The following is a 21,673-nucleotide window of genomic DNA, read 5'->3' as shown; positions in this document are numbered from 1 at the left end:
CATGAAGAAATTCGTGATGGCCGCACTGGGCGGTACACTGGCGGGCATTCTTGCCACCACACAGATCGCAGGGCCGCTTGTAGCGCAGGAAAACACGCGCAAGCCGAACGTCTATGAACAGCTTGATCTGTTCGGCGATATTTTCGAACGCATCCGTGCGCAATATGTCGAAGAGGTCGAAGCTTCGGAACTGATCGAGGCGGCCATTGACGGCATGCTGACCTCGCTTGACCCGCACTCCAGCTACCTGTCGCCCGAGGATGCCGCCGCAATGCGCGTGCAGACCCGCGGTGAATTCGGCGGTCTGGGCATCGAAGTCACCCAGGAAGAAGGTTTCGTGAAGGTCGTGTCGCCCATCGACGGCACCCCGGCGGACGAAGCCGGAATCGAGGCGGGCGATTTCATAACCCATGTCGACGGCGAAAGCGTTCTGGGCCTGACCCTGGACAAGGCCGTTGAACTGATGCGCGGCCCTGTCGGATCGGAAATCATCATCACCGTCGTGCGCGAAGGCGAAGACGAACCCTTTGACGTGTCCATCATCCGCGACACGATCAAGCTGACCGCCGTACGGTCGCGTACCGAGGGCGACACCGTCGTCCTGCGGGTGACCACGTTCAACGATCAGACTACCCCCAACCTCGAGGCTGGTCTGAAGGAACAGATCGAAGCTGCGGGTGGCATCGACAACGTCAATGGTATCGTGCTGGATTTGCGCAATAACCCAGGTGGCCTGCTGACCCAGGCCATTCGCGTGTCGGATACTTTCCTGGAAACCGGTGAAATCGTCAGCACCCGGGGCCGCAACCCCGAGGATGGCGAACGGTTCAACGCAACGCCCGGTGACCTTTCCCAGGGCAAGCCGATGGTCGTGCTGATCAACGGCGGGTCGGCCTCGGCTTCGGAAATTGTTGCGGGCGCGTTGCAGGATCACCGCCGCGCCATCGTGGTGGGCACAAAATCCTTCGGTAAGGGGTCGGTCCAGACGGTCATGCCGCTGCGCGGGGATGGGGCCATGCGCCTGACCACCGCGCGCTATTACACCCCGTCGGGCCGCTCGATCCAGGCGTTGGGCGTTTCGCCCGATATCGTCGTGGCCCAGCCCCGCCGCAAGCCGGAAACCGAAGAGGACGAGGCCAAGAGCGCCGCCGCCCGCATCCGCTCGGAGGCGGACCTGCGCGGACGTCTGAACAACGACAGCCTGTCCGAGGATGAAGTCCGACAGATCGAAGAGGACCGCGCCAAGGCCGAAGCCGCCGCACAGCTGCGCGAAGATGATTATCAGCTGGCCTATGCCATCGATATTCTGAAAGGTCTGAACGCACTTGGACCCAAAAACTGATCATCGGGTCGGATTTGAAACAAAAAGGGCGGTGCCGATCCGGCGCCGCCCTTTCTCTTTGCCGAGGGTCGAAACCCACGGTCGTTTTGGGTCGGGTTTACATGGTTTCCAGGCAATGACGCCGGAAGGCGCGTTTCAGCATGTCCAGTTCGGCGCGCAGCAGTTCCACCTCGGCGCGCAGGTCATCGGCCACCGCCTCACCCGCGATCAGCGAGAAATCACCCAGCTTGCCGTCATTGGCGCCGTCAAAGATGACGAATGTCTGTACCCCATCGGCCACCGCATGGGTCGGGATCGGGATGTGCAGATCCCAGGTTCCGGCCTCGTCCCTTTCCAGCAGCCGCACATCCTCAACCGGCTGATCCAGATGCGTGACCTTGATGTCAGGACGCGCCCCGGTTGTCCCCGCATTGGAAATACGGCCTTCCCACACCCCGTTGCGCAGGCGGATCTTGGTCAGGGTCAACGCACTCATCTCGGGTTCTCCTAAATCGACGCGCGCCGGTGGCGGGCAAAGGTCAGGTCGCGCAGGATGACCTGATTCATGTCGGGCGCCTCAAAGATCAGGTCCAGCCAGACCCGCTCAATCCGCTTTTCGTTAAGCTTGGAATAAGCGAGATCGAATTCGACCAGAACATCCTGTTCGTGCAGCGGCAATTCGCGGACCAGCTGTTCGGTGTTTGGCCCGTGCTTGATGTTAAGCCGCGCAAAGATTTCCAGCGGTTTTTCCGTCTCGATGATCGTATCGACGCGGATCAGATGGGACCGGGTCAACCCTTCGGCGGCGCCGGGCGGCAGGTCGATGACAAGGGACAGGAACGATCCATCGAATTTGAAAACGTCCATGCGCAAGCCATAGGGCGCCAGGTCCTTTTCACGGGTATTGCGCAGCTGGCGCAGCGTCAGTTCCGAAAACTCGCAGTCGTGAAACAGCGTGACCTCGTCCCCAAGTGTTGATTTCGTAGGCACCGAGGACAGGCCCGGCACCGGCAAGGGGCCGCGCCACAGCTCGGGCCGCCAGGACCAGTCGGTGCCGTGCGGTTTGGGAAAAAACGATGATCCGATCGATGGTAGGGCCAGCCGCCCGTCCGCCACATGGATCAATCGGTCCAGATGGGTGCGCAACGACCGCGCCTGATTGCGCTGAAACCGCAGAGCGGAAAGCGGGGTCGTTTCAGCATGACGCGCCGCACGACGCCAGCGGCGCAGCGTTTGTGCGTGAAAATACCGATCGAGAATCCTGCCCATACGTGTCCCCATCGCGAATTGCGCGGCGGTGCCTGTTTTGCTTTGCCGACTATCTAACGAAACGGAGGTGATGAAATAAACCGGCAATGTGAACGCAGGATAAATTTCTTCTGGCTCTGGGGCCAAATGGGCTCAACTCGCTGGGCCCGACCTGGCGTTAATGGCTGGCCCGTTTCGTGTCTTCGGCCAGCGTGCGCAGCGTCGCAGCGCCCCCGTCGCGCAGGGCCGGGCTGCCTTCGGGCGCATAAAGCCCGATACCAACCAGGGTTCCGTTCACCGCGAATACGCCGCGCCAGTGTTCCTCGCTGACGCCGGTGACGGGCTGTGATTCCGATTCCAGCCGGACCAGCGACAGGCCGTCCTTGCTGCTTTCGTCCAAGACCCGGACGGCCCCGGCGATCCGGGCCACGTCCGCAGGTGTCGGATCGCTGCTGCCCGGTGTCTTGGGGGCGGTCGTCACGGTGATGATCGCCAAATCATACCCGGCGAAAAACCCTTTGACGCCCAGCGTGTCGCACCGCGCCATCAGGATAAACCCGGTTGTCCCGGCGTTGCGCATGGACCGTGGGTCGATGCAATAGCCGGGCGGGGCGTTCAGGGTCACCGCGCCATCGGCCAGTGTCACCTGCGCGACGCGTTCCTTGACCCGCGATGCCCGCACTGCCCCCAGATCGGGGGCAGCAAAGGCAAAGCCTTCGGTCGTCGCACAGCCCGCCAGCGCAAACGCCGCCAGACCGGCGAAAACGGATTTAGAGGTCCATGTAGACATGTTTTTCCGACTTGCCGCCGGGGTGCGTGACCGCCCCCTTGTTCGTGGCGCCAACCAGCTGCGCGTATTTCCACAGCGCACCCGAGGCGTAGATGGTATCGCGCGGACCTTTCCAGTCCTTCTTGCGCTCGGCCAGTTCCTCATCGCTCAGATCGACCGAAATATCGCCCTTGATCGCGTCAATGGTGATCATGTCGCCGTTTTTCAGCAGGGCAATCGGGCCGCCATGCGCAGCCTCGGGGCCGACGTGGCCCACACAGAAGCCGCGCGTTGCACCCGAGAACCGGCCATCGGTGATCAGGGCGATCTTCTTGCCCATGCCCTGACCGGACAGGGCCGCCGTAGTGGCCAGCATTTCGCGCATGCCGGGGCCGCCTGCGGGACCTTCGTTGCGGATGACGATCACTTCGCCTTCCTTGTAGTCCCGCTTTTGAACGGCGGCAAAGGCGTCTTCTTCGCATTCGAACACCCGGGCCGGACCGGTGAACACCTGGTTTTCGGGGGCGATGCCTGCAACTTTCACAATCGCGCCTTCCGGCGCAACGTTGCCTTTCAGGCCGACGACACCACCGGTTTTGGACAGCGGTGTTTCAACCGAATGGATGACCTTGCCATCCACTTCGCGGGTGATCTTGTCGAGCTCTTCGCCAATGGAATTGCCGCTGGCGGTGACACAATCCTCGTGGATCAGGCCGGCCTTGCGCAGTTCGCGCAGAACAACCGGAACGCCTCCCGCCTCGAAAAGGTCCTTGGCCACGTATTCGCCACCCGGCTTGAGGTTCACGAAATAGGGCGTGTCGCGGAAAATCTCGCACACATCCATAAGGTCGAAATCGATGCCTGCCTCATGCGCGATGGCGGGCAGGTGCAGGCCGCCATTGGTCGACCCGCCGGTGCATGCCACGATACGCGCGGCGTTCTCCAGCGATTTGCGGGTGACGATGTCGCGGGCGCGGATGTTCTTTTCCAGCAGATTCATCACGGCGACGCCCGACGCCTCGCCATACTGGTCGCGGCTTTCGTAGGGGGCGGGCATGCCGGAGGAGTTCATCAGCGCAAGGCCAATCGCCTCGGACACACAGGCCATGGTGTTGGCCGTGTACTGGCCGCCGCAGGCGCCCGAGGTCGGGCAGGCCACGCGTTCGAGAATATCAAGTTCGGCATCGGTCATGTTGCCGGCCTGGTGTTCGCCAACGGCCTCAAACACGTCCTGCACCACGACATCCTTGCCGTTCAGGCGACCCGGCAGGATCGACCCGCCGTAGATGAACACCGAAGGGACGTTCAGACGCACCATGGCCATCATCATGCCTGGCAGCGACTTGTCACAGCCTGCGAGACCCACCAGGGCGTCATAGCAGTGGCCACGCATCGTGAGTTCGACGGTATCGGCAATCGCCTCGCGGCTGGCCAGCGAACTGCGCATGCCTTCGTGGCCCATGGCGATGCCGTCGGTCACTGTGATGGTGGTGAATTCGCGGGGCGTGCCCTCGGCTGTTTTTACGCCCATCTTCACGGCCTGAGCCTGGCGGTTCAGGGAGATGTTACATGGTGCCGCCTCGTTCCAGCAGGTGGCAACACCAACCAGCGGCTGGTGAATTTCAACGTCATTGATGCCCATCGCGTAAAGGTACGAACGGTGCGGCGCCCGTTCCGGCCCCTCGGTCACATGGCGGCTGGGCAATTTGGACTTGTCGATATGGCGCTTGAGCATGGCGTTACTCCCTGAAATATGGCTATTCACCGCAATAACGGTGCACCCGAACAGGCACAAGAGCCAAGGGCGTATTGCAGTCTGGCGCCTTGTAATCGAACGACCAATGCTTACGCTCTGCTAACGAGCGATCCCGGCGGTTTTCGGCGCGATGGCACAGGGCATCTGACAAGACCGAGGGCGGGTATGGAACCCACACTGTTTTCCTTTATCTGGAAATACTCGAAACGGCAGCAATTGCTGCTGTTCGCCTTCACATTGCTGTCATTTCCGTTCCTCTATGCCTCGCTCGAATTGCCCAAACGCATCATCAACGATGCCATCGGTGCAACCGGCAACCGCATCGACGTGTTCGGGTTCACGGTGACCCAGGTCCAGTACCTGATGGTGTTGTGCTTTGCGTTTCTGGCGACCGTGCTGATCGCCGGTCTGATGAAAATGCGGATCAATACGATGAAGGGCGTGATGTCCGAACGCCTGCTGCGCCGGCTGCGGTACACGCTGATCAGCCGCATGTTGCGGTTTCCGGCACCTTATTTCCGCTCGACCAGCCAGGGCGAACTGGTGTCGATGATCACATCCGAGGCCGAACCCATGGGCGGGCTGATGGGCGACGCGGTGGCCCAGCCGGCGTTCCAGTTCGGCCAGATGATGACCATCCTGGTGTTTCTGTTCATGCAAAGCGTGTGGTTCGGGCTGGCCTCGATCGCGCTGATCCCGTTGCAGGCCTGGCTGATCCCCATGCTGCAACGCCAGATCAACCTGCTGAACAAGGACCGTATTCAGGAAATCCGCCATCTGTCCTCGGAAATCGGGGAAAGCGCGGCCGGCATCAGCGACCTGCGCACCAATGGCGGATGGCGCTATCGCAAGGCCCAGTTCACCAATCGACTGGGCCGTTTGTTCGATATCCGTTTTCAGATCTATCAGAAGAAATTCTTCATGAAGTTTCTGAACAACATGATCACGCATATGACCCCGTTCCTGTTCTACTCGGCGGGCGGATATCTGGCGATTCGTGGCGACATCACCGTGGGGGCGCTGGTTGCGGCGCTGGCGGCCTACAAGGATCTCAGCGCCCCGTGGAAGGAGCTGTTGTTCTATTACAATCAGGTACAGGACATGTCGCTGCGCTGGACCATCGTGACCGAACGCTTTGCCCCCAAGGGCATGATCGGCGAAACCCTGTTCGAAGGCGAACCTGACCAAATCCCGCATCTGGATGGCGATATCGAACTGTCCGATGTGACCGTGCGCGACCAGGACGGGAACGTGGTTCTGGAAGACATCAACCTGACCATCCCCCCCGGCGCCCGCATTGCGATCCAGAGCAAGAAAGACAGCGAACGCGCCGCCTTTGCCCAGCTTCTGACCCGCGAGGTGATCCCGCACAGGGGAAAGGTAACCATCTCGGGGCACGATCTGTCCGGCCTGCATCAGGCGGTGATCGCGGCGCGTATCGGATATGCCCATTCGCGCCCTTACCTGTTTGACGGCACGCTGGGCGACAACCTTCTGATGCCTCTGCGCACAAAGCCACAAGAGGATCCGTCCGACGCGGTCGCCCAAGGTCGCTGGGCGAACGAGGCCGCCCGCTCGGGCAACAGTACCGACAGGCTTAACGTCAACTGGGTCGATCCTTCGGTTGCCGGGCTGGATGATCGCGCCGAAATCCGCGACTGGTGGTTCAAGCTGGTCGAGGCGATGGGCATCGACGAACTGATGTTCCGCCGCACCCTGCGCTCGCGCTTTGATCCCGAGGTTCATCCAAAGCTGGCCCAGGCCATTGTCGATCTGCGCCCCGAAATTCATCATCGCCTGATGGAGAGTGGGTTAGACGGAGTGGTCTATCGCTTTGACGAAAACAGCTTCAACCCGGCGATTCCGCTGGGCGGCAACCTGCTGTTTGCGTCGCCGACACGCAGCATTTCACAAGAAAATCTGGCCGAAAACCGCGGCTTTATCCGCATGCTGCACGAACAGGGCCTTGCGGATGAGGCTTTGACGATCTCGCAGGCGGTCATCGACACGCTGCGCCGCACTTTCGGGCGCGATGGTACCCATCATCCCCTGTTCCGCAAACTGGGCATAGAAGAGGATCTTTACCTGCGCCTCTCGGACATAGCCGAAAAGCGCAAGCAGTCAGAGAACGCCGCTCTGAGCGAAGACGAATGCGCGCTGATGCTGACCGTGCCGTTCTTGCTGACCGCCGAACAGATCGGCCCCAGTTTTCCCGAGGAATACAAGGCAAAGATCCTCGAAATCCGCAAATCCCGCGCCGACCAGTTGCGCAAGGTGGCGGGCGATATGTTCATCCCGGTTTCGCCTGACAGATACGTGCCGCGCCTGACCGTGATTGAGAATGCGCTTTACGGGCGGGTATCGATGATGGCGGGCGTTAAGGTGGACGAGATCGAAAACCTCGTCGCCGAGGTGCTGAACGCCCATGGGCTGCGCCAGCAGGTTGCGTCAATCATCTATGATCTGCAAACCGGGTTGGGCGGCGCCAACCTGCCCACCGTGTTCCAGGAACGCGCCGCGTTCAGCCGCGCGGGCATCAAACGGCCTGACATCCTGATCATCGACAAGGCGCTGGCAAGCCACGATTCCGAAAGCCGCCTGCGCACCCGTCAGAAACTGCGCGAACTGCTGCCCAAATCCACGATGATCTTTATGGAGGACCGGTTCGAAAATCCGCAGGCCTATGATCTGTTCGTCGAAATCAAGGACGGACGCATCGACGGCATTGCCCGGCCTGACCACGATGGCGACCCGGCCACCGGCTCCGCGGATCTGGACCGCAAGATGAAGATCATCGCCGGCACGCCGCTGTTCCAGCGGATGAGTATTCGAAATCAGCGTCTGCTTGCCTTCAGTGCTCAGTGGTACGAGGCGGAAAAGGATCAGGTCATCTTTTCACATGACCAACAGGCCGACGCCGCCTATCTCTGCCTCAAGGGCGAGGCCGAGCTGCGCTGGCCCGAAGCCGGGCCCGATGTCGCCCCGGTCACCGTCATCCATCCCGGCCGCCTGATCGGCGATCTGTCGATCATCGCCAGTCAGAAACGCCAGATGGATCTGATCGCCACCCAGCCCAGCAGCTTTCTAAGGATCGGCGCCGAGGAATTCCGCGCTGTGATCGAGAACGATGTCTTCGTTGCGGTGCAACTCCTCGAAGCCGTGGCTGACAACCTGTCCGGTGCCGCAGACTCCTTGCGCAAGCTGCGCACAGGTGAAAAGGCTGAGGCGGATGATGCAACCGGGACGGTCCCGCTGCACTCTCTGGGGACCTCACTGGATGCATGACCGCCCATATTCCGCGCATGAACGCCTGGTTGCGAGTGCGCGTGCACACCCTGATCTCTGGCGGCTGGCCTTCGGACTTGTCCTGATTACGACATTGACGTTTTTCTTTGGTTCGGTCCTGCGCACGTTTCTGATGCTGATCGTTCCGGATTTTGTCTATTCCCAGATGGATGCCACCACCGGGCAGGGCAACACGCCGGCCTCGCTGCTCATCCTGTTGTTCAGTTTCGGGCTGGTCGCGATCGCAGTGTTCATCGTCACCCGCGTGGTGCATCTGCGCCAGCCGATCGACCTGTTCGGCCCCCTGCCATTGGCCATTTATCAGTTCTGGCGGGTGTTGCGTATCCTTCTGTTGCTGGGCGTTTTCCTGGCCGTCCTGCCCCCCTATGACATGGGCGAGGAACTGGTGCGCAACCTCGATTTCGGGACCTGGCTGATCTTGCTGCCCCTGTCGCTTACGGCCGTCCTGGTGCAGGTCAGCGCCGAGGAAATCCTGTTCCGCGGGTATCTCCAGCAATCCCTGGCCGCGCGGTTTTCAAACTCGCTGATCTGGCTGTTCGTCCCCGCGCTCATCTTCGGGCTTGGGCATTACGCCCCGGCCGAGGCGGGCGATAATGCCATCCTGCTCGTGGCCTGGGCCACCATCTTCGGCCTGCTCATGGCCGACCTGACCGCCCGCGCGGGCACGCTGGGCCCGGCCATCGCGCTGCACTTTGCCAATAACGTCACCGCCGTGCTGATCGTGTCCGTCCCCGACAGTCTCAGCGGCCTGTCGCTGGCCACCACGCCCTATTCGATCTCGGATGCCGAAAATATCCGCAGCTGGCTGATGATCGATTTCGCATTCATGATTGTAAACTGGCTTGCGGCGCGGGTTGCCATCCGCCGTTGATTGCAATTGCCCTCCCTTAGGCTTATCTCATCCCCAACTTTCGCCATATGAGGCATCGAAATGAACTGGATCACCAATTACGTCCGGCCCCGGATCAACTCGATCTTCTCGCGCCGTGAGACGCCCGAGAATCTTTGGCAGAAATGCGATGAATGCGGCACCATGCTGTTTCACCGCGAACTCAGCGACAATCTGAACGTCTGCACCAGTTGCGGCCACCACATGGCCATCACCCCACGCGAACGGTTTTCCGCCCTGTTCGACGGCGGCATCTTTGCCGAGGTGAAGGTACCCGAACCAACCGCAGACCCGCTGCATTTCCGCGATCAGAAGAAATATCCAGACCGCATGAAAGCCGCGCAAAAGGCCACCGGCGAAAAAGAGGCGATGCTGGTCGCCACGGGTGAAATCGGTCGCACCCCCATCGTTGCGGCGGCGCAGGATTTCTCGTTCATGGGAGGGTCCATGGGCATGTATGTCGGCAATGCCATCATTGCCGCCGCAGAAGAGGCGGTGAAACTCAAACGTCCCCTGATCCTGTTTTCGGCCGCCGGTGGCGCGCGCATGCAAGAGGGTATCCTGTCCCTGATGCAGATGCCCCGCACCACGGTGGCGCTGCAACTCCTGAAAGAGGCGGACCTGCCCTATATCGTCGTGCTGACACACCCGACGACTGGGGGCGTGACGGCGTCCTACGCGATGCTGGGCGATGTGCATATCGCCGAACCCAACGCGCTGATCTGCTTTGCCGGCCCGCGCGTGATCGAACAGACCATCCGGGAGAAATTGCCCGAAGGGTTCCAGCGCGCCGAATACCTGCTGGATCACGGCATGCTGGATCGCGTGACGCCGCGCACCGAACTGCGCGATGAGCTGATCACGATCACCCGCATGCTTTTGGGGCTGACGCCCGCGGTGCGCGGCGATCTGCCCGCCCCAACACCCGAAGAAACCGCCCCGGCCGAGACCAAGCCCGATCAGGACGCGGCCAAGGAATGACCGCGCCGCATTCCGACGTCATCCTCGATCGGATGATGGCGTTGCACCCCAAGGTCATCGATCTCACGCTTGATCGGGTGTGGCGTCTGCTGGACGCGCTGGGCAATCCGCAAAACGACCTGCCCCCGGTGATCCACATCGCGGGCACCAATGGCAAGGGCTCGACCCAGGCCATGATCCGCGCCGGGATCGAGGGTGCGGGGCTCTCCGTCCATGCCTATACCTCGCCGCACCTGGCGCGGTTTCACGAACGTATCCGTGTCGCGGGTGAGCTGATTTCCGAACCGGATCTGGCGGCGATTCTGGATGAATGCTACGCCGCCAACGACGGCGGCACGATCACCTTTTTCGAAATTACCACCTGTGCTGCGCTATTGGCTTTTGCCCGCACCCACGCCGATTTCACATTGCTCGAGGTGGGCCTCGGCGGGCGGGTGGACGCCACCAACGTCATCGACCACCCGGCGCTGACCATCATAACCCCGATCTCCATCGACCATGAACAGTTCCTCGGCGATACGCTGGAAAAGATCGCGGTGGAAAAGGCGGGAATCATGAAACGCGGCGTGCCCTGCGTCGTCGGGCCACAGCCACCCGCCGCGATGGAGGTCATCGAACAGACAGCCGCCCGGCTTGGCGCGCCGCTGATCGCCCATGGCCAACACTGGCATGTGCATACCGAACATGGCCGGCTCGTGTTCAGCGATGAAACCGGGCTGCGCGATCTGCCGCTGCCCAACCTGATCGGCGCCCACCAGGTCCAAAACGCGGGCACCACACTGGCCGCCCTGCGCCATCTCGGACTGGGCGACGCCGCTTACGAGGCGGCTGTCACCCGCGCGCAGTGGCCCGCCCGGATGCAGCGCCTCAAGACTGGCCCGCTGACCGATGCTGCCCCCGACGGCGAACTCTGGCTGGACGGCGGGCATAACGCCGCCGCCGGTTTGGCGCTTGCGGATGTTCTCGGCCATATGCCCGATCGCCCCACGCACCTGATCTGCGGCATGCTCAACACCAAGGATGTCGCCGGATACCTGCGCCCACTGGCGCCCCACACGGCAAGTCTTACGGCGGTCTCTATCCCGGGCGAGACAAACACACTGCCCGCCGAAACCACCGCCGAGGCAGCCCGTAACGTCGGCATGACCGCAAAAACAGCGCCCGATGTGGCGTCCGCTCTGGCCAGCATCATGGCAACCGATGCACAGGCCCGGGTGCTGATCTGCGGCTCGCTCTATCTCGCTGGCAATATCCTGCGCGAAAACGGCTGACCCTTCATCTTGGCGGAAAAACTCCGGGGTTTGGGGCAGCGCCCCAATCGCGCGAAGCGCACTGGAAAAAATGTTCCGGAGGAACGCCGCTGATCGCGGATCAGACGTCCGCGCCCCAGTCTTCGGCCTGCATCTCGCGCAACCGGCTGGCGGTGCGTTCGAATTCGAATGTGCCCTCCCCCTCGACATACAGCATCTCGGGCTCTGCGGCGGCCGAGGCGACCAACCGCACACGCGCCTCGTAGAGCGCATCGATCAGGGTCACGAACCGCTTGGCTTCGTTGAAATTGCTGCGCGACAGTCGCGGGATGTCTTCAAGCACAAGAACCCGCACCGCCTCGGCCAGGGCAAGGAAATCGGCCGGGCCCAGCGGCTTGCCGCAGAGATCGTAGAATGTCGCCCGTGCCACGCCGTTGCGAAAGGCCGGCAGCACCACTTCGCGTTTTTGCACGATCAGGGTCAGGGGTTCGGCCTCCCCGCCCGTCAGATCGGACCAGACCGCATCGATCGCTTCCTGGCTTTCGCGGCCAATCGGGCTGAAATAGACTTGTGAGCCCTGCAATCTGTTCTGCCGGTAATCGGTCGGGCTGACCAGTTCGCGCACCGCCATGCGCTCCTTGATCAAGTCGATGAAGGGCAGGAACAACTGCCGGTTCAGCCCGTGTTTATAAAGATCATCCGGCACCCGGTTCGACGTGGTCACCACCACCGTCCCGGCGGCGAACAGCGCTTCGAACAGCCGCCCGACGATCATCGCATCGGTGATGTCGGTGATTTGCATTTCGTCAAAGGCCAGCAGCCGCACGGATTTGGCCACCTCCGCCGCCACCGGGGCCAGCGCATCCTCGACCTCGGCCTTGCGGGCCGCATGCATGGCGGCGTGGATTTCCTGCATGAACGCGTGGAAATGCACCCGCCGCGCGGGAATGCCCTCAAGGCTTTCGATGAACAGATCCATCAGCATCGACTTGCCCCTGCCGACCCCGCCCCACAGGTACAGCCCCTTGGGCGCGTCGGGCGTTTTCTTGCGGAACAGGCTGCGCTTGGCCGGTGCGGCGGTCAGCCCGGCGCGAATACGTTCGAACTCGTCCAGAACGGCCTCTTGCGCGGGGTCGGGGTGCAGGGCGCCCTCGGCGATCTTGCGGGCGTATAAATCGGTCAGCGTGGTCATGGCCGCACGCATACCGCGCGCGACAGGCGATGGAAAGTATGGGAAAGCAGCCCCGCCACATCAAAATTTCTCACCCGACGCGTCAAGAAACATGATTTGACGTGCTTGGGATATACCTTAAAAGTCGCGCGCACCGTGTCGGAGAAACAGATGCCCCGCAGTGCGCCTTTATTCACACCCGTCCTGATCGTCGGCGGCCTGATCGTTCTGATCAGCTTTGCGGTGCGGTCGTCTTTTGGCGTGTTCCAAATCCCGATTGCTGATGAGTTTGGCTGGCTGAGATCCGAATTTTCGCTGGCCATCGCCATTCAGAACCTTGCCTGGGGGATCGGTCAGCCGATTTTCGGGGCCATTGCGGAAAAAATAGGTGACCGTCGCGCCATCCTGATGGGGGCGCTGATCTATGCGCTGGGCCTGATTCTGTCGGCCAATTCCGGGACCCCGCTGGAACACCAGATGTACGCCTGGCTGGTCGGGTTTGGGGTGGCCGGAACCGGGTTCGGTGTCATCCTTGCCGTGGTCGGGCGCGCCGCGTCCGATGAAAACCGGTCGATGTCTTTGGCCATCGTTGCCGCCGCCGGCAGCGGCGGGCAGATATTCGGCGCCCCCTTGGCCGAATGGTTGCTGGGGTTCCTGTCCTGGCAGTCCACCTTTCTTGTCTTTGCGGGCATGATGCTGGCGACGATCCTGACCCTGCCGCTGATGCGCGCGCCCGTCACCGCGACCAAGGCCGAGCTTGAAGAAAGCCTCGGCACGATCCTGCTGCGCGCGTTTCGCGATCCGTCCTATATCCTGATCTTCCTCGGTTTTTTCTCCTGTGGCTATCAGCTGGCTTTTGTCACGGCACATTTTCCCGCCTTCGTTACCGAAATGTGCGGCCCGATCCTGCCGGGCGGTGTGCTTCACAATATCGGCATCACCACCACCTCGGCGCTGGGCGCCGTGGCGCTGTCGCTGATCGGGGTGGCCAATATCGCCGGCACGCTGCTGGCGGGCTGGGCCGGTCAGCGCTATTCCAAGAAATACCTGCTTGCCGGTATTTACACCGGGCGGACGATCTTTGCGGCGATGTTCATCCTGCTGCCGATCACGCCGATGTCGGTGATCGTGTTCTCGGTTGCCATGGGCTCACTCTGGCTGGCCACGGTGCCGCTGACCTCGGGGCTTGTCGCGCATATCTACGGGCTTCGCTACATGGGGACGCTATATGGCTTTGTCTTCCTCAGCCACCAGTTGGGCAGCTTCCTTGGCGTGTGGCTGGGGGGGCGGATGTATGACATCTATGGCGACTACACGCTGGTGTGGTGGATCGGCGTTGGCGTCGGCGCCTTCAGTGCCATTGTCCATCTGCCGGTGCGCGAACGGCCCTGGGGAACCCCGGCCCCGGCCTGACACTCAGTTGTTCAACCCGTCGCGCAGGGTTTCTTTCATCGCGTCCAGCACATGTTCGGTATGGGTGTAAACCAACCCGTGTCCGGCCCCGTTGACCACCTCCTGGCGGGCGTTACGGCTCCATTCCGTCAACTGCCCCAACGCCGTCAGCGGGATGACCGTGTCCTCGCGTCCCCAGACGGCCAGAACCGGCACCCCCGCTGCGTGGATCGCGCGGTGCTCCGCCTCAAGCGGGGCAGACAGGATACCCCGCAGGCTGGCCAAGGCCGCGGGCACAAAGCCCTTGTAGCGCAACTCCTTCAGTTGCAGATCGTATATCCCCATGACCGAGCTTGGTTGCTCGCGCTCGGCCTCGATCCCCTGCCGGTGACGGCGCGGGAACAGCAGCAGCATCAGCCAGTCGCCCAACCATCCCGATTTGCACAGGAACCGCGTCATCTGGTCGAGGTTCATCCGCAACCCCGCTGGCGCCAGCAGCACCAGCTGCCGCACTCGGACGGGATGGGCGGCGGTGAAACAGGTCGCGATGGCCCCGCCCATGGAATACCCGATCAGGGTGAAATCGTCGCAAACCTCCTGGTCGCGCAACAGTTCGTCCAGCTGACGGACAAAAAACGCCTTGTCCTGGGGCCCGCCAGGGCGGTCGGAAAATCCCCGCCCGTAAAGATCATAGATCAGCACCCGATACCCCAGCGCAGCCATTCCCCGCGCCAATCCGCGCCAGACAAAGCTGGGCGTGGTCAGCCCGTGCACGCACACGGCCACAGGTCCGCGCAGCGGGCCAAGCCACTCGTAATGGGTCACCCCGTCCGAAAGCGCCACGAAATCCCCGGTCGCGCCACGCCGGGTCCAGCGGTTCATCGGTTTGCGCGTGACTTCGATTGCGGCGGGGACCGCAATGATGGTCAGCAGAATTGCTACGGCCCAGATCATTGTGCCTGCCGCCACCGGTTCAGGATATAGCGGCTTGTCATCAGGTCCAGATGCGCGCCGCCGCCGTTCTTGAACAGGGTGATATCATCCGCGCCACCGCGTTCGAACCGGTCCAGGTCATAGTAGTCCGCAATGACATCCGCCCGGCTGATCGCACCACTGGCCAGCGGGATCTTCAGCTCGCCGATATGGTCAAGGGTGGTGTCGAAACTGTCCACGTAAACGCGGGACTTTTGCAGGGCCGCGTCGTTCACTTCGCGCATGTCGGGGCGATAGGCCCCGATCAGGTTCACATGCTGCCCCGGGCGCAACCACGCGCCCTGAATGACCGGATCGGTCGACATCGTCGCCGAGACGATGATGTCGGCCTTGCGCACGGCCTGTTCCAGATCACCGGCCACATCCACGTTGCCCAGCTGATCGGCCAGCGCGCGCGCCTTGTCCGCCGTTCGGTTCCACACTGCGATCCGGGAGCCGGGAAAGCCCGCGCCAAACGCTTCGCACAGGGATCGACCCACCGCCCCAGCCCCTACGATCAGGATGTCCTCACTATCGGCCCGCGCCAGACGTAGGGCGGCCAGAAGGCTGTCTCCGGCGGTCTTCCATTTGGTGACCAGGTGGAAATCGACCAGCGCCTCAAGCGTGCCGTCGGCGTCGGAAAACAGGCTCACGCCGCCATTCACCATCGGCACGTTCCGGTCCGGGTTTTCGGGGAAAATCGTAGCGGTTTTCACGGCCATCCCCATCCCGTCGATCCACGCCGCACGCGACAACAGCGTATCGGGGTCGCGGTAGAGAAACGTATCGGCAATTTCGGCCCGGGGCAGGTCATGCCCCTGCGCCAGGGCATCGCATAGCCCCAGCCAGCCCAGCAGCGCCTCGCCTTCGGAAAAGGGGATGATCGGGATGCTCATTCGGCCTCGCTCCGGTCCAGCAGGCCCTCGGCCACCAGGCGGTCGGCCCAGCCTTGTGGCCCTTGGAAAAGATGCGTCTGCCAGCCGCGGCTGTCCGCCATGGCGATGTTGTCGGTTCGGTCATCGGTGAAAATCAGCGCCTCGGGCGGGATGCCGCAATCGTGCTCGACCATTTCATAGATGCGCGGGTCGGGTTTGATCACCTGCATGTGCCCGGAAATGTAATCGCGGTCGAATTCGCGCAGAAACGGATAGAACGTCGCCGCGTGATCATAACTCTGGATGCCGAAATTGGTCAGCGAATAGACCGGCACGCCCTTGGCCCGCAACGCCCGCATCAACCGGACCGAATGGTCAATCGCCGGGGTGGCCAGTTCGATCCAGCGGTCGTGCCACATGCGGATTTCATCGCGCCAGTCGGGATAGGTTTCCGCCGCGCCATAGATGGTTTCGGTGAAATGGCCGCCCATGTCGACCCGGTCGTTCATGCCGTGCAGGTCCACCTCGGCAAACATGGCGCGGCGGCGCGCCTCGCCGATTTCGGCGTCATAGAACCGCTCGGGCTGCCATTCGATCAGCACGTTGCCAATGTCAAAAATTACTGCCTGCGGTTTCATCCTGTGTCACTCCGCATCGCCGGATCACCAATTTCAGGCGCCCCTGCGATTTTCAAAAATTACAACGCGTTATCCGCGCTGCGCCGCCCTGATCTCACGCTCCAGCGCGTCCAGAAAACGGGAGCGGTCCGCTTTTGTAAAGGCCTTGCCGCCACCGCCAACGCCCAATGGGTTGGCCGCGCGCACATCTGCCATGAGATCGCGCATCGCAAGTTGCTGTCCGATGTTGGCCTGCGTAAACGCATCGCCGTTGTGGCGCAGCACCCGCGCGCCCGCCGCGACGCATTTGGCCGCCAGCGGAATGTCCCCGGTCACCACCACATCGCCCTTGCCACAGCGGTCTGCGATCCACATGTCCGCCTCGTCGGCGCCCTCGGCCACGATCACGTTTTCCACCAGCGGGCTGGGCGACGGGCGCAGCCCGCCGTTGGACACGACATACATCATCAGCCCATGGCGCGTGGCCACACGCTCGGCCTCGGCCTTGACCGGGCAGGCATCTGCATCGATGTAGACCGCGCTCATGTCCAGAGTGCATCCGCATGAAAGGCGACGTGATCCTCCATGAACGTGGACACGAAGAAATAGCTGTGGTCATACCCGGGCTGAAGCCGCAGCGTCGCCTGTTGCCGGCGGGTCATCACCGCGCTGGCCAGCGCCTCGGGGCGCAGCAGGTCGAGGAATTGATCGGCGGTTCCGGTGTCGGTCAGGATCGGGCCGTCGAACCCGAATTTTTCCATCATCATCGACGCATCATGGCGCGCCCATGCGGTTTCATCATCGCCCAGATAGGCGCTCAGCTGTTTGCGGCCCCAATCGGACGCGGTCGGATTGCAGATCGGCGAAAAGGCCGAAACCGACCGGAACCGGCCCGGCAGGTTCATCGCCAGCGTCAGTGCACCGTGCCCCCCCATCGAATGACCGGTGATCGACTGACGATCAGGGTCGATCGCGAATTTGTCGGTCAGCAGGGCGGGCAGCTCTTCGGCGACGTAATCCCACATTTTGAAATGCGGCGCCCAGGGTTTCTGCGTCGCGTTTACATAAAACCCGGCGCCCTTGCCCAGATCATAGGCTTCGTCATCGGCCACGTCGTCGCCCCGGGGCGAAGTATCGGGAAAGACCAGCGCAATCCCATGTTCGGCGGCCCAGCCCTGTGCGCCCGCCTTCACCATCGCGTTCTCATGGGTACAGGTCAGCCCGGACAGGTACCACAATACCGGCACGGGACCGTCCTGTGCCTCTTCGGGCAGGAACAGCCCAAAGGTCATGTCGCACTGACAGGATTGCGACGCATGGGTGTAAACCCCCTGTACGCCGCCAAAGCATTTGTTTTCCGCAATGATTTCCATCGGGTCCTCCGGTCTGGTGTTTCTACTTGGCTACCTGCCTTGGGTGCAGGCGTCCAGTGCTGCAAATGGCTGACTCATCCCGAGATCCACGCGATGAAGATCGGCACGGTCAGGATGCTGATTGCGGTCGACACCAGAATGGCGGCCGAAACCCGCTGTGGCGCCACGCCGTAATGCTGTGCCAGCATGAACACGTTGCCCGCCACCGGCATGGAGGCTGCCGCCACGGCAATGGTCGCCGAAAACGCATCGAGCGGGAACAGGACCAGGACGCCAAAGGCAACGAAGATCGGGTGCAGCACCAGTTTGCAAAAGGTCAGCCATCCGGCCACCTCGATCCGCTCGGCGGATTTGCTGGCCAGGGATGCGCCAATGGCAAACAGCGCCCCCGGCGTTGCCGCGCCACCGAGGATGTTCAGGAAATCGTTCATCGGTTCGGGAATGGGGATGGAAAAGGCCGACCATGCCAGGCCCAGTGTGATCGACACGATCATCGGATTGCGCAGCAACCCCATCCCGGTGTTGCGCAGGATCGACCATGTCATGCGCCCCTCGCGCGACCCGTTGATCAGGATGACGATCAGGCTGGAAAAGACGATCAGATCGGTGGCCAGCATCAACATCATCGGCCCGATCGATTTCTCGCCAAACAGCAAAACGAACATCGGCAGGCCCAGAAAGCCCACGTTGCCGATCACGGCGCATTGGGCCTCGACCGCCGCGGTCGGGACGTCCAGCTTGCGGAAAAACGCAACCGCCGTGGCGATCCCGTAGACAAAGGCCGTGCCCCAAAGATACCCGGCAATCAGGCGGCCATTGAAAACCTCGGCCAGCGGCAGGTTCGCGGCAAACCGGAAAATCATCGCTGACAGGGCGAAGAAGAACACGAATTTGGTCAGATAGGCGGTCGCCTCGTCGGTAAAGAACCGCGTGCGTCCTGCCCAATATCCAAGGGCGATAATCGCGAAAAAGGGCAGTGTGCGCAGAAAGACTTCTATCATTTGCGCAAACGGTTACCGCGCACCTTGTCCAGGCGCAACACCTGTCATGTCACGTTATCCGCTGCCGATCAGAATACCGGCCCCCAGAACCAATGCGCCCCCCAGAACCACCTGGAACGCGGCCCGGAAAAACGGCGTGTCCATGTATTTGTTCTGAATCCACGCGATCGCCCAAAGTTCGAAGAACACGATTGCAAAGGCAATCAGCGTCGCCGTCCAGAACTCCGGGATCAGATAGGGCAGCGCATGGCCCAGACCGCCCAGCGTGGTCATCACGCCCGATGCGATGCCGCGTTTCATCGGCGAGCCGCGCCCCGAAAGTTCGCCATCGTCCGAGGCCGCCTCGGTAAAGCCCATGGAGATGCCCGCGCCCACCGACGCGGCCACACCGACAAGGAAGGTGGTCCATGTGTCCTGCGTCGCAAAGGCAGTGGCAAAGATTGGCGCCAGTGTCGAAACCGACCCGTCCATCAACCCGGCCAGACCCGGCTGCACCCAGGTCAGAATGAACTGGCGGCGCGCGGTCGCGTCTTCGCTCTCGCGGGCCTCCTCGCCCAGATGTTCCTGGGTCAGGTCGATGGCGGTCGCCTGGTGCCCGGCCTCGGCGGCGGCCAGATCGCCCAGCAACTTGCGTGTCGCCGCATCCGTCGTGCGCGCGGCGGCCGTGGTATAGAAATGCTCGGCCTCGCGCTCCATCGCCTCGGCCTCTTCGCGGATGCGTTCGATCCCGAGGTTTTCGACCAGCCAGACGGGGCGGCGGTTGTAATACCCGGCCACGTGTTCGCGCCGGATCAGCGGGATGGTCCGGCCAAACCGGGCCTCATGCAATTCGATCAGGCGGGCGCGGTGCTGGTCCTCTTCGGCGGCCATGCCTTCGAAAACTTTGGCGCTGGCCGGGAAATCGGCGCGCAGGGTTTCGGCATAGCCTCGATAAATCCGCGCATCGTCCTCTTCGGACGAAATCGCCAGCGCGATGATTTCCTGTTCGCTCAGATCGCTGAACCGCTTGCGTTGCGTCAAGAACCGCATGTGCACCCCTTCTTTAGAATCTTTCTAAACATATATGTGTTCCCGGCCATGACAACCGCGACCATGCGGGAGTTGTTGAAACTGAACCAATCAGTTTATGCTGGCAAGACGGCAAATTGGAGCATCAATGAACGACACGTCCACTATCGTCCGGACCGGGCGCAAATTCGATCAGGTGCTTGCGGGCGCGCGCGAGGTATTTCTTGCGGACGGGTTCGAAGGCGCCAGTGTCGATGACATTGCCCGCGCCGCCGGCGTGTCCAAGGCCACGCTCTACAGCTATTTCCCGGACAAGCGGCTGTTGTTCATGGAGGTTGTGACCAACGAATGCACCCGCATGGCCGACCGTGCGCTGGAGCTGATCGATGAATCGGCCTCCCCGCGCGAGGTTCTGACCATCGCGGCCAGCCAGATCGTCCCGTTCGTCCTGTCGGATTTCGCGCAGGGCTGTTTCCGCATCTGCATGGCCGAGCGTGACCGGTTTCCCGAACTGGGTCAGGCGTTTTATGCCAGCGGCCCGGAAACCGGCCGCGCCCGGCTGGCCGAATACATGGCCAAGGCGACCGAGCGGGGCGAATTGAAGATCGACGATCTCGATATGGCGGCCGAGCAGTTCTCGGAACTCTGCAAGGCCAAGCTCTGGACCCGCGCCGCATTTGGCATCCAGAACGAATTCACCCAGGCCGAAATGGACGAAGTCATCGAAAACGCGGTGGACACTTTCCTGGCCCGGTACGGGGCTTAACCTTTGCCGCCGGTCTTCTTTTTGGCCTGTACCAACACGTGATTTCCCTCGCGCTTGGTCGAAAGCGCGGGAATGGCCTGGACCAGTTCGCTCAGCTTTTTGTACCCGAAACTGCGTGTGTCGAAATCAGGGTTCGCCGTTGTGATGAATTGTCCGATCAGGCCCAGCATGTACCAGTCGTCCTCCTGATCGATGGCATCCATCGCTTTCAGGATCAGATCGCGGGCGTCGTTCAGGGATTTCCCGGCCGGTTTCGTCTTGGCGTCAGGGGTGCCCTGCGACGGTTCGCTTTCAAGGTTCTCAAGATAGATGAACCTTTTGCAGGCCTTCACGAAGGCGCTTGGTGTTTTGCGCATGCCCATGCCGAACACGTCCAGCCCCTGTTCGCGAATGCGGCTGGCCAGTCGCGTGAAATCGCTGTCTGACGAAACCAGGACAAACCCATCGAAACGTCCCGAATGCATCAGGTCCATCGCATCGATCACCAGCGCGATATCGCTTGCGTTCTTGCCGACGGTGTTGGCCGGTTGGTGATGCGGCACCAGTCCGAATTCGGCCTGGACCTTGGACCATCCCGCCATTTGCTGGCTGGAAAAATCGCCGTAACAGCGCCGCACCGACGCCTCGCCAAGCGAGGCGATCTCATCAAACAGGGCCTTGGTGTATTTGGGTGACGTGTTGTCCGCGTCAATCAACACGGCAAGAAGCGGGGTATCGGACTGAGTGCTCATATCCCTGCCTAACGCAGGCGGGGGTGCCCCTCAACTGCGGATCGTGGGGCGGGGCAATTGCCAGCCTGTCAAAGAAAACGGGGCCCGCAGATTGCGCGCCCCGTCAATGGTCTGGGTCGTATCGCCCCTCAGTACAGCACGACGGAACGGATTGATTTGCCTTCGTGCATGAGATCGAAGCCCTTGTTGATGTCCTCAAGGCCCATGGTGTGGGTGATCATCGGGTCGATCTCGATCTTGCCCTCCA

General features: G+C 61.8%; 20 protein-coding genes and 1 pseudogene. 7 read left to right on the top strand and 14 right to left on the bottom strand.

Features of this window, described 5'->3' with window-relative positions; all coding sequences use genetic code 11:
- The first annotated feature begins 1 nt into the window (after window position 1).
- Window positions 2-1,342 (top strand): S41 family peptidase, encoded by a 1,341-nt coding sequence (locus ACXYMO_RS12835; RefSeq protein ID WP_458879112.1) that lies wholly within the window; start codon window positions 2-4, stop codon window positions 1,340-1,342.
- A gap of 97 nt (window positions 1,343-1,439) precedes the next feature.
- Here ACXYMO_RS12835 and ACXYMO_RS12830 read toward each other — a convergent pair whose 3' ends face one another.
- The 4 genes from ACXYMO_RS12830 to ilvD all read right to left on the bottom strand — a co-directional run bounded on the left by ACXYMO_RS12830 (window position 1,440) and on the right by ilvD (window position 5,073).
- A complete protein-coding gene (locus ACXYMO_RS12830) occupies window positions 1,440-1,817 on the bottom strand; it encodes a hypothetical protein (protein WP_458879111.1) in 378 nt (125 codons plus the stop codon).
- A gap of 11 nt (window positions 1,818-1,828) precedes the next feature.
- Window positions 1,829-2,590: a DUF6478 family protein gene (locus ACXYMO_RS12825; RefSeq protein ID WP_458879110.1), complete on the bottom strand. Its 762-nt coding sequence runs from the start codon at window positions 2,588-2,590 to the stop codon at window positions 1,829-1,831.
- A gap of 157 nt (window positions 2,591-2,747) precedes the next feature.
- Entirely contained in the window at window positions 2,748-3,359 is a 612-nt protein-coding gene (locus ACXYMO_RS12820) for a hypothetical protein (protein WP_458879109.1), read from the bottom strand.
- Window positions 3,340-5,073: a dihydroxy-acid dehydratase gene (ilvD, locus tag ACXYMO_RS12815; RefSeq protein ID WP_458879108.1), complete on the bottom strand. Its 1,734-nt coding sequence runs from the start codon at window positions 5,071-5,073 to the stop codon at window positions 3,340-3,342. The genes ACXYMO_RS12820 and ilvD overlap by 20 nt, the downstream gene beginning before the upstream one ends.
- Window positions 5,074-5,259: 186 nt before the next feature.
- Between ilvD and ACXYMO_RS12810 the strand changes: the two genes are divergently transcribed.
- From ACXYMO_RS12810 to ACXYMO_RS12795, 4 genes are read left to right on the top strand one after another with little or no spacing between them, the layout of a single operon-like run.
- Window positions 5,260-8,379 (top strand): ABC transporter transmembrane domain-containing protein, encoded by a 3,120-nt coding sequence (locus ACXYMO_RS12810; protein ID WP_458879107.1) that lies wholly within the window; start codon window positions 5,260-5,262, stop codon window positions 8,377-8,379.
- Window positions 8,372-9,271, top strand: a complete 900-nt coding sequence (locus ACXYMO_RS12805; protein ID WP_458879106.1) for a CPBP family intramembrane glutamic endopeptidase — start codon at window positions 8,372-8,374, stop codon at window positions 9,269-9,271. The genes ACXYMO_RS12810 and ACXYMO_RS12805 overlap by 8 nt, the downstream gene beginning before the upstream one ends.
- Window positions 9,272-9,331: 60 nt before the next feature.
- A complete protein-coding gene (gene accD, locus ACXYMO_RS12800; RefSeq protein ID WP_458879105.1) occupies window positions 9,332-10,270 on the top strand; it encodes an acetyl-CoA carboxylase, carboxyltransferase subunit beta in 939 nt (312 codons plus the stop codon).
- Window positions 10,267-11,541 (top strand): bifunctional folylpolyglutamate synthase/dihydrofolate synthase, encoded by a 1,275-nt coding sequence (locus ACXYMO_RS12795; protein WP_458879104.1) that lies wholly within the window; start codon window positions 10,267-10,269, stop codon window positions 11,539-11,541. The genes accD and ACXYMO_RS12795 overlap by 4 nt, the downstream gene beginning before the upstream one ends.
- Window positions 11,542-11,641: 100 nt before the next feature.
- On the opposite strand, the gene zapE is transcribed toward ACXYMO_RS12795, so the two are convergent.
- Window positions 11,642-12,712 carry a cell division protein ZapE gene (gene zapE / locus ACXYMO_RS12790; RefSeq protein ID WP_458879103.1) on the bottom strand — a complete coding sequence of 357 codons (1,071 nt, stop codon included), beginning with the start codon at window positions 12,710-12,712 and terminating at the stop codon, window positions 11,642-11,644.
- A 150-nt stretch (window positions 12,713-12,862) separates the two neighbouring features.
- Between zapE and ACXYMO_RS12785 the strand changes: the two genes are divergently transcribed.
- Window positions 12,863-14,104 carry an MFS transporter gene (locus ACXYMO_RS12785; RefSeq protein ID WP_458879102.1) on the top strand — a complete coding sequence of 414 codons (1,242 nt, stop codon included), beginning with the start codon at window positions 12,863-12,865 and terminating at the stop codon, window positions 14,102-14,104.
- Between the two features lie 3 nt (window positions 14,105-14,107).
- Here the strand turns inward: ACXYMO_RS12785 and ACXYMO_RS12780 are convergent, their stop codons facing one another.
- From ACXYMO_RS12780 to mbfA, 7 genes are all read right to left on the bottom strand, one after another.
- Complete coding sequence (locus ACXYMO_RS12780; RefSeq protein ID WP_458879101.1) at window positions 14,108-15,037, bottom strand: alpha/beta fold hydrolase; 930 nt, start codon at window positions 15,035-15,037, stop codon at window positions 14,108-14,110.
- Window positions 15,034-15,951, bottom strand: a complete 918-nt coding sequence (locus ACXYMO_RS12775; protein WP_458879100.1) for an ornithine cyclodeaminase family protein — start codon at window positions 15,949-15,951, stop codon at window positions 15,034-15,036. Before ACXYMO_RS12775 ends, ACXYMO_RS12780 begins: the two co-directional genes overlap by 4 nt.
- Entirely contained in the window at window positions 15,948-16,568 is a 621-nt protein-coding gene (locus tag ACXYMO_RS12770) for an HAD family hydrolase (protein WP_458879099.1), read from the bottom strand. Before ACXYMO_RS12770 ends, ACXYMO_RS12775 begins: the two co-directional genes overlap by 4 nt.
- 69 nt (window positions 16,569-16,637) lie before the next feature.
- The gene (locus ACXYMO_RS12765; protein ID WP_458879098.1) at window positions 16,638-17,093 is read right to left on the bottom strand and encodes a YaiI/YqxD family protein; all 456 of its coding nucleotides are present in this window, start codon (window positions 17,091-17,093) and stop codon (window positions 16,638-16,640) included.
- Window positions 17,090-17,920: an S-formylglutathione hydrolase gene (gene fghA / locus ACXYMO_RS12760; RefSeq protein WP_458879097.1), complete on the bottom strand. Its 831-nt coding sequence runs from the start codon at window positions 17,918-17,920 to the stop codon at window positions 17,090-17,092. The genes ACXYMO_RS12765 and fghA overlap by 4 nt, the downstream gene beginning before the upstream one ends.
- Before the next feature lie 74 nt (window positions 17,921-17,994).
- Window positions 17,995-18,921 (bottom strand): AEC family transporter, encoded by a 927-nt coding sequence (locus tag ACXYMO_RS12755; RefSeq protein WP_458879096.1) that lies wholly within the window; start codon window positions 18,919-18,921, stop codon window positions 17,995-17,997.
- 54 nt (window positions 18,922-18,975) lie between these two features.
- Complete coding sequence (mbfA, locus tag ACXYMO_RS12750; RefSeq protein WP_458879095.1) at window positions 18,976-19,950, bottom strand: iron exporter MbfA; 975 nt, start codon at window positions 19,948-19,950, stop codon at window positions 18,976-18,978.
- 127 nt (window positions 19,951-20,077) lie between these two features.
- Here mbfA and ACXYMO_RS12745 point away from each other — a divergent pair, with 127 nt between their 5' ends.
- Window positions 20,078-20,695: a TetR/AcrR family transcriptional regulator gene (locus tag ACXYMO_RS12745; protein WP_458879094.1), complete on the top strand. Its 618-nt coding sequence runs from the start codon at window positions 20,078-20,080 to the stop codon at window positions 20,693-20,695.
- Here ACXYMO_RS12745 and ACXYMO_RS12740 read toward each other — a convergent pair.
- Together ACXYMO_RS12740 and ACXYMO_RS12735 are read right to left on the bottom strand one after the other, a co-directional pair.
- A complete protein-coding gene (locus tag ACXYMO_RS12740) occupies window positions 20,692-21,426 on the bottom strand; it encodes an NYN domain-containing protein (protein ID WP_458879093.1) in 735 nt (244 codons plus the stop codon). The genes ACXYMO_RS12745 and ACXYMO_RS12740 overlap by 4 nt on opposite strands.
- A 128-nt stretch (window positions 21,427-21,554) precedes the next feature.
- Window positions 21,555-21,673, bottom strand: a pseudogene (locus tag ACXYMO_RS12735) (S-(hydroxymethyl)glutathione dehydrogenase); the annotation flags it as partial.

This window comes from Arenibacterium sp. CAU 1754, from assembly GCF_054482635.1.
This window is presented reverse-complemented; position numbering and strand designations above follow the sequence as displayed.